This is a genomic window from Pseudomonas rhodesiae (assembly GCF_007858255.1).
Classification (GTDB): Bacteria; Pseudomonadota; Gammaproteobacteria; order Pseudomonadales; family Pseudomonadaceae; genus Aquipseudomonas; species Aquipseudomonas rhodesiae.
On sequence record NZ_VFEU01000034.1, the window covers coordinates 42,842 to 50,926 of the forward strand.

Consider the following 8,085-nt stretch of genomic DNA (forward strand, 5'->3'; position numbering starts at 1 on the left):
GATGTCGACCAACATCAAAACGTTGACTTTTTAGATTTCGGTCGTAATCATTAGCACACTTTCCATCACTGCGGCATTCCTTAGGATACTCACCATGACTTCGCTCCCCGCTGTTCTGATCACTGGCGCCTCCTCCGGCATCGGTGCTACCTATGCCAAGCGCTTCGCCCGTCGTGGCCATGACCTGGTGCTGGTGGCGCGCGACAACGCGCGCCTGGAAACACTGGCTGCACAACTGCGCGAGGAAAACGGCGTGGCCGTGGAGGTGTTTCAGGCCGACTTGACCCAGGCCGCCGACCTCGCTGCGCTGGAAACCCGCCTGCGAGAGGACGCCCGTATCGGCATCCTGATCAATAACGCAGGCATGGCGCAGACCGGTGGCATCGTTGACCAGAGTGCCCAGGCGCTCGACCAATTGATCGCGCTGAACGTGGTGGCGCTGACGCGTCTGGCCGCCGCCGTGGCGCCGCGCTTTGCGCAGGCCGGTAGCGGTTCGATCATCAACCTGGGCTCGGTGGTGGGTTTTGCGCCTGAGTTCGGCATGTCGGTGTATGGCGCGACAAAGGCATTCGTCCTGTTCCTGTCCCAAGGGTTGACCGTGGAATTGGCCGCCAAGGGCGTGTACATCCAAGCCGTTCTGCCCGCCGCCACCCGCACCGAAATCTGGGAACGCGCCGGCATCGACATCAACGCACTGCCGGAAGTGATGGACGTGGATGAGCTGGTGGACGCGGCGCTGCTGGGGTTCGACCGCCGCGAGCCAGTGACCATCCCGCCGCTGCACGTCGAAGGCCGTTGGGACCAACTGGATCAGGCGCGCCAGGGGCTGCTCTCGGATATCCGCCAGGCGCGCGCCGCCGAGCGGTATCAGGCGCAGTCCTGAGCGAACGTCATTAGCCGCTCATTTCCTTCAATGGCATCGGGCCCAAGGCAGTTTTGAAAGCACTGACCTTCAAACGCTACGGCAAAGCCCCCGGATATTGGCGTTGAACAGGTGCTGAGCGGCTATGACGGCGTGAAAAAGCCGCGGGGTGCTCAAACCCGGCGGCCGGATCGCTTCGGCCCACTGGACAAAGCCCTCGCCACGTCACGCCGCGTTCATTATTCAGCCTCCGGCGCCCAGCGGCGAAACAGCACGCTGGCGTTCACACCACCGAATCCGAATCCATTCGAGAGCGCATGGGTAATTGGCAACTGTCGCGAGTTCAGGGCGACCAGATCAAGGCCTTCGGCTGCCTCATCGGGATGATTGAGATTGAGCGTGGGTGGCACCACTTGGTCGCGAAGCGCTAGCACCGTGAACACCGCTTCAATGCCTCCGGCTGCGCCAAGCAGATGCCCGGTGGCGGACTTCGTCGAACTGATCGCGACACTGGCGCCGCTCCCGAAAACCGAGCGAATCGCTGCCAACTCGCCTTTGTCGCCGACCTGGGTGGAGGTTGCATGCGCGTTGATGTGCTGAACGTCGGCGGGGCTCACCGCCGCCTGGCGCAGCGCCTGCTCCATGGCGCGACGTGCGCCGCTGCCGTCCTCCGGACCGGCCGTCAGGTGATACGCGTCAGCGCTGGTGCCATAGCCGACCAACTCCGCCAGGGGTTTGGCCCCACGCCTGAGGGCGTGCTCCAGTGACTCGATCACCAATAAACCGGCACCTTCGGACATGACGAAGCCATCACGATCACGATCGAACGGTCGCGAGGCTGCCTGCGGGTGCTCGGCAAACCCCGTGGATAGCGCGCGGGCCGCTGCGAAACAGCCTAGGGTCACACGGTCTATCGCGGCCTCGGTACCGCCGCATATCGCGATATCCGCCTCACCGGCCCTGATGATTCTGGCCGCGTCGCCGATAGCCTGTACCCCTGCGGCGCAGGCCGTGACGGGAGCGCCGAGCGGGCCTTTAAAGCCGTGACGGATGGAGACGTGCCCGGCCGCCATATTGGCGAGAAAGGACGGTGCAGTGAATGGCGACAGTCGGCGAGGACCACGCGCATCGGTGGTGCGGACAGCGTCGGCAATCGCGCCGAAGCCACCCACGCCCGATGCAATGATCGTGGCCGTCCGCTCTTGGTCGGTGACCTCTGTTGGATGCCAGCCGGCCTGCTCCAGCGCTTCGTGCGCTGCCACCAATGCAAACTCGATGAAGCGATCCATCTTTTTGCGATCCTTGGCCGAGATGATGCGCTCCGGGTCGTAACCGGCGATGGCATCCTCTTCGAGAGACGGCACCTGGCCGCCTACTGCGATGCCCGTACCCTCAGTAATGTCGTCAGGCAGGTTGCGGATACCAGAACGCCCGGCCAGCAATCTCTTCCAGACTTCCTCTACTGCGCACCCCAAAGGCCCGACAATGCCGACGCCGGTGACCACGATTCGCTTTTGAGCTTCGAGATTACTCATTGAATCCTCTTCATTTTTTCAGTCGCCGCCCACGCTACAGCGATGAGGTGCACGACGAGAGGACGGGATGGCGCCCCATCCACTGGGTTTGCTTACTTAATTCGCGGGCTCGGTTTGACCTGCATTGTCAGGACGGATCTTGAACCAAATGGCGTACATCGCCGGCAGGAATACCAGCGTCATAACGGTGCCGACTAACGTGCCTCCGATCAGCGTGTAGGCCAGGGTGCCCCAAAACACCGAATGGGTCAGCGGGATGAATGCCAGGATCGCCGCCATCGCCGTAAGCAGCACCGGACGAGCCCGCTGCACGGTGGCTTCGATGACGGCGTGAAATGGATCCAAGCCTTCCTGGTCGTTGTGATGGATCTGCCCAATCAAAATCAGCGTGTTACGCATCAGGATGCCCGACAGCGCGATGAGACCAACCAGGGCGTTGATACCAAATGGTTGATGAAACATCAGCAGGGTCGGTACTACGCCAATCAGCCCCAAAGGTGCTGTGAAAAACACCATGATCATTGCCGAGATCGAACGTACCTGAACGATGATGATCAGCAGCGTCAGGGCAATCATGATGGGTAGCAACGGCACTATCGCCTGGCCGGCCTTGCCCGACTCCTCGATTGCGCCCGCTTGCTCGATCCGATAGCCGTTGGGAAGCGTGTCGATAATCGGCTGCAGTTGCTTGACGATCACACCCGACACATCAGGTGGTTGAAGACCTTCGTCAATATCGCCGCGCACGGTGATCGTCGGGGTACGGTCACGGCGCCGGAGAATGGGGTCTTCCATACGCACATCCACCTCTGCGACCTGGGACAGAGGGATACGCTGGCCCGCCGCGCCCACCAATGTAAACCCCTCGATCCGAGCCGGATCCAGGCGGATGTCACCCGCGGCGCGCCCCACCACCTGCACTGAACGAATGTCTTCACGAACCGCTGTGATCGGCACGCCGGTCAGCAAGAACTGCAACTGCTGGGCGACTGCGCTGGAGGTCAGCCCTACCGCCTGCAAGCGATCCTGATCCAAGCGCAAATGCAAGGTCGGTGTCAGTGGGCCCCAATCGCTATTGACCGTCCTCATCAACGGGCTCGCTTGCATGACCGCTTGTACGCGCCCGGCAATCTCGCGCAGCTTGGTCGGGTCAGGCCCCATCACTCGGTAGGCGACAGGGAAAGGTGAATACGGACCGAACACAATTTGCGTCGCCCTGACACGGGCCTCTGGGGCGAGCCCTGCAGCCACAGCTTCGCGCAAACGGACCTTGAGGGTTTCGCGCGCTTCCTGACTGGCCGTGAGCACCACAATCTTGGCGAACGATGGGTCCGGCAGTTCGGGTGCCATCGCCAGGAAGAAGCGCGGCGCGCCCTGGCCAATGTAGGCGGTGATGACTTTTGCCTCTTCCTGCTGTTGCAGCCAAGCCTCGACTTTTGCCGCGGTGGCACTGGTCTGTTCGATGGAGGTTCCGTAGGGCATTTGCACCTCGACCATCACCTCGGGACGGTCCGACGTCGGGAAGAACTGCTTCTTCACCAGCCCCATGCCCAGAACGGCTACAACAAACAACGTAATAACCGTGCCAGCCACCAGCCACTTGAGGGCGATGACCCGTGCCAGCACCCGGCGGAAGCGGTTGTAGCGGGGAGTATTGTAGATAGCAGCATGCCCACCCTCGACCGGCTTGATCTCTGGCAACAACTTCACGCCCAGGTAAGGGGTGAAAGCCACTGCGACAATCCAGGACGCAATCAACGCAATGCCCACGATCCAGAACATATTGCTGGTGTATTCGCCGGCAGTGGACTGGGCAAAACCGTTGGGCATGAAGCCAACCGCCGTTACCAGTGTGCCGGAGAGCATCGGCGCGGCCGTATGACTCCAGGCATACGCCGAGGCCTTGAGGCGGTCGTAGCCCTCCTCCATTTTCACCACCATCATTTCGATAGCAATGATCGCGTCATCTACCAGCAACCCGAGCGCCAGGATCAATGACCCGAGGGTAATACGGTCGAAGTTCTTTCCGGTGGCCGCCATCACCACAAACACGATCGCCAGTGTCAATGGCACGGCAGCGGCAACCACCACGCCCACACGCCAGCCCATGCTGAGGAAGCAAACGAGCATCACCACCAGCAGCGCGACAAAAAACTTGACCATGAACTCGCCTACGGCCGAGTCGATGTTGACGGCTTGATCGGTGACCTTGGTCAGGGTCATGCCCAGTGGCATGTGCTCATTGATTTTGCGGGTCTCGGCGTCCAGCGCCTTGCCCAGATCCAGGCCGTTCCAACCTTCACGCATGATGACCCCCAGCAGCAGGGCCTCTTCTGCGTTATTGCGCACCACAAAGGTGGCCGGGTCTTCATAACCACGCTCGACAGTCGCCACATCGGAAAGCTTGAGCGTGCGCCCCTGAGCCACAATCGGTGTATCGCGAATCTTCTCCAGCTTATGGAAGGCACCGTCCAGGCGGAGGAAGACTTGCGGCCCGTTGGTGTCGATCGAACCGGCCGGCGTCAGTACGTTCTGATCATTCAACGCGGCAAAGATGTCCTGAGGCGCAATGCCCAAAGTGGCCAACCGATCATGGGAGAAGGACACAAAAATGCGCTCGGCCTGTTCGCCGATGATATTGACCTTCTTCACCCCCGGCACATGCAAGAGTTGCTGACGCAACGACTCCGCATCACGCACCAACAGGCGCTGCGGCTCGCCTTTGGCTTTGAGAGCGAACAGCGCGAACGTCACGTCCGAATACTCGTCGTTGACCAATGGCCCGATCACACCCGCCGGTAGCTTGGTGGCCTCGTCGTCGAGTTTTTTGCGCGCCTGGTAAAACTCCTCCTGCACTTGCGGCGGCGGCGTGCTGTCGAGCAGCGACACCATGGTGAAAGCAAGACCCGGCCGCGTGTAGGTTTCCGTGCGGTCGTACCATTTCAATTCCTGCAAACGCTTTTCAAGGGGCTCGGCTACCTGGTCCTGCATCTCCTGCGCGGTCGCGCCGGGCCACGCGGTAATGACTGTCAGTTGCTTGACCGTAAACGGCGGATCCTCCGCACGCCCCAGCTTGAAGAACGCCAGGATGCCTGCCACCGCGATCAGAAAGATCAGAAACACCGTGATAGATCGCTCACGAACGGCGATCGCTGAAATATTGAAGCGGCCTTCGCTCATGGATGGCTCCCGGCAACGTTGGCTTGATCCTGCCCGGGCACTCGCACTTCTTCGCCATCGCGCAACAGATGGGCGCCTAACGCTACGATCTGCTCACCGACCTTAAGATCGCCTGCCACGCGCGCGGCATCGTCGCTCAACCCCAGCACCTGAACAGGGCGCCAAGAAACTTTTGCCGGTGAGCCGGCGATCACCCACACGCCTGTGCCTTTGCCTGGGTCATAAAGGGCCGCGATGGGGACTCGCAAAGCCTGCGCTTGCGAGGCGCCTTCTGCGATGCGCAGGGTAACCGTCGAACCTATCGGCGCATTGGTCAGCGCGCCCGCCAGCACGTACCGCGCCTCAAACGTGCGCGTGGCTTGGTCGGCAGAGTCGGAAAGCAGCCTCAGCTTCGCAGTCACTGCGTTGGCGGTATCTCCATAAAGCGTCGCTTGCGCAGTGGAACCTGGGGCAGGACGCAACGTCTCGGGCAGATGCACGATGGCTTCGCGCTGACCTGCGCGCGCCAATCGAACCACAGGCTGCCCCGGGCTGACGACTTGCCCGGGCTCGGCGAGCGTCTCCACCACGACACCGTCGGAGTCGGCAAATAACACTGCGTAGCCAGAAGCATTGCGGGCTACGTCAGCCTGCGCTTCAGCGGCGCTAAGCTGCGCCTTTGCGGTATCCGCTGAGGCTTTGATCTGGTCATAGGCCGATGCAGAAATAGCGCCTGCGGCTACCAGGCTGCGGTATCGCGCCTCGTCATCGGCTGTCTGCTTGGCTCGGGCTTTGGCGGCGATGACCGACTCTTGCTGGGCTCGCGCCTGCAACCCGAGGTCGATAGGGTCAAGGCGCATAAGCGGCTGACCGCGTTTAACGCTCTGGCCGGTTTCGACCAACCGCTCAAGGATCTTGCCGGAAACCCGAAAGCCCAGATCGCTCTGCACGCGGGCCGCCACTACCCCTGTGAATGAGCGTGACGCCTCTGAGGCACCCTCAACCGTTCCGGGCCTTACCAGCGGAGCCTGCGTGCGCGGATCGTCAAGATTGGAGGAGTCACCACACGCCGTCAGGACGAGAGGCAACAAGCAGGCGGCAATGGGGAAAGGTCGGAGCCGGAGCATAGGTTCCCTTATTAAATAGAGAGAGCAGGAGCGCTATATTCAGACTGGTGACTATTATTGTCAACAGTCACAAATCAAGAATCCAACTGGACCTTAGCCGTGCAATTCCCCTTACGCGAAAGCTCTAGATGCCCCCTTCACTCAGACTGGATCGGTACAAGGCGGCGTTTTGCAAGGGCTGCATGTGAGGCAGTAGAGGGTTATTTCTTAGCCATGCCTGAATTTAGCTCAGTGGCCTCAATTGACAGGTTGTGACCATAAAGTAATATGGTCACTAACATCCCGCGATTCAAGGAAGCTCAATGCTCTCCCTGCGCCCCGCTGCTTTTCTGATAAGCGCCACCTTGATGACAGGCTGTGCGGTCGGCCCGGACTATCGCCGTCCAGACGCCCCACTCACGGACCGATACTGGGGCCAGTTTTCTGTCGGGCAGAGACCAGCGGCAACGCCTGCCAGTCTGGTCATCTGGTGGGAGAGTTTCGGTGATCCACTGCTCGCCGGCTTCGTCTCCAAGGCGCTTGAGCAGAACCTCGATCTGGCACAGGCCCAGGCGCGGGTTACACAGGCGCGAGCCGGACTCAGCGCCGCCAATGCCGCTTTGGCGCCCTCAGCAAACATCAGCGCTCAGGCCGCACGTGCCTATCAATCCATCGAGACCCCGCTCGGCCAGGTGTTGAACTCAACGCCTGACTACGATCGGTATGGGAGTTCCTACGAGGCCGACCTCAATGCCAGTTGGGAAGTGGATATCTTTGGCGGCCTGCGACGCGGACGCGAGGCGGCGCTGGCCGAGTACCAGGCCAGCGAGGCAGGCGCCGCCGCCACACGATTGACCATCGCCGCACAGACCGCAGATACCTACATCACTATCCGTGGGCTGCAGACTCGGTTGGACATTGCGAATCGACAAGTCAAAACCCAGCAGGGACTGCTGGAGAAAGTCCAATTGCTCTATAGCAAAGGGCTTGCCGCCAGCTATGAGGTGCGTCAAACCGAGGGGGCGTTAGCCCAGGTCCAAGCCACGGTGCCGGTCCTGCAGGCCGGTCTGGATGCTGCCATGAACTCACTCGATGTCATGCTCGGCACGCCACCCGGTACTCACCGTACGCAACTTGCCATGGTCGGGAGCATTCCGGTAGCACCGCAGTTAACGACCCTGGGAACCCCCGCCGATTTACTGCGGCGCAGGCCTGACCTCATCGTGGCCGAGCGCCGCCTTGCCGCCTCCAACGCACGCATCGGGGAAGCGATTGCCGAGTACTACCCGAAGTTCTCGCTAAGGAAACTCTGAAAAAGACTTTCTGATTTGGCAAAATACCGCGACCCCACCCACCGAGTTTCCCGATGAAGCAGATGACCTTCGCCGACGCCGAGTACGCTGGCAAGCGCAAGCAAACCCGC

4 protein-coding genes and 1 pseudogene are annotated in these 8,085 nt (G+C 61.0%); 2 read left to right on the forward strand and 3 right to left on the reverse strand.

Annotation, left to right across the window (positions count from 1 at the left end):
- Positions 1–94 precede the first annotated feature (94 nt).
- Positions 95–883 carry an SDR family NAD(P)-dependent oxidoreductase gene (locus FIV35_RS26860; RefSeq protein WP_034137776.1) on the forward strand — a complete coding sequence of 263 codons (789 nt, stop codon included), beginning with the start codon at positions 95–97 and terminating at the stop codon, positions 881–883.
- 218 nt (positions 884–1,101) lie between these two features.
- On the opposite strand, the gene fabF is transcribed toward FIV35_RS26860, so the two are convergent.
- From fabF to FIV35_RS26875, 3 genes are all read right to left on the reverse strand, one after another.
- Entirely contained in the window at positions 1,102–2,397 is a 1,296-nt protein-coding gene (fabF, locus tag FIV35_RS26865) for a beta-ketoacyl-ACP synthase II (protein ID WP_034137775.1), read from the reverse strand.
- Positions 2,398–2,493: 96 nt separating this feature from the next.
- On the reverse strand, positions 2,494–5,577 hold the full coding sequence (locus tag FIV35_RS26870) for an efflux RND transporter permease subunit (protein ID WP_034137774.1): 3,084 nt from the start codon (positions 5,575–5,577) through the stop codon (positions 2,494–2,496).
- A complete protein-coding gene (locus FIV35_RS26875) occupies positions 5,574–6,683 on the reverse strand; it encodes an efflux RND transporter periplasmic adaptor subunit (protein ID WP_034137773.1) in 1,110 nt (369 codons plus the stop codon). The genes FIV35_RS26870 and FIV35_RS26875 overlap by 4 nt, the downstream gene beginning before the upstream one ends.
- A gap of 302 nt (positions 6,684–6,985) precedes the next feature.
- Here FIV35_RS26875 and FIV35_RS26880 point away from each other — a divergent pair.
- Positions 6,986–7,972 (forward strand): annotated as a pseudogene (locus FIV35_RS26880) (efflux transporter outer membrane subunit); the annotation flags it as partial.
- Positions 7,973–8,085: the final 113 nt, after the last annotated feature.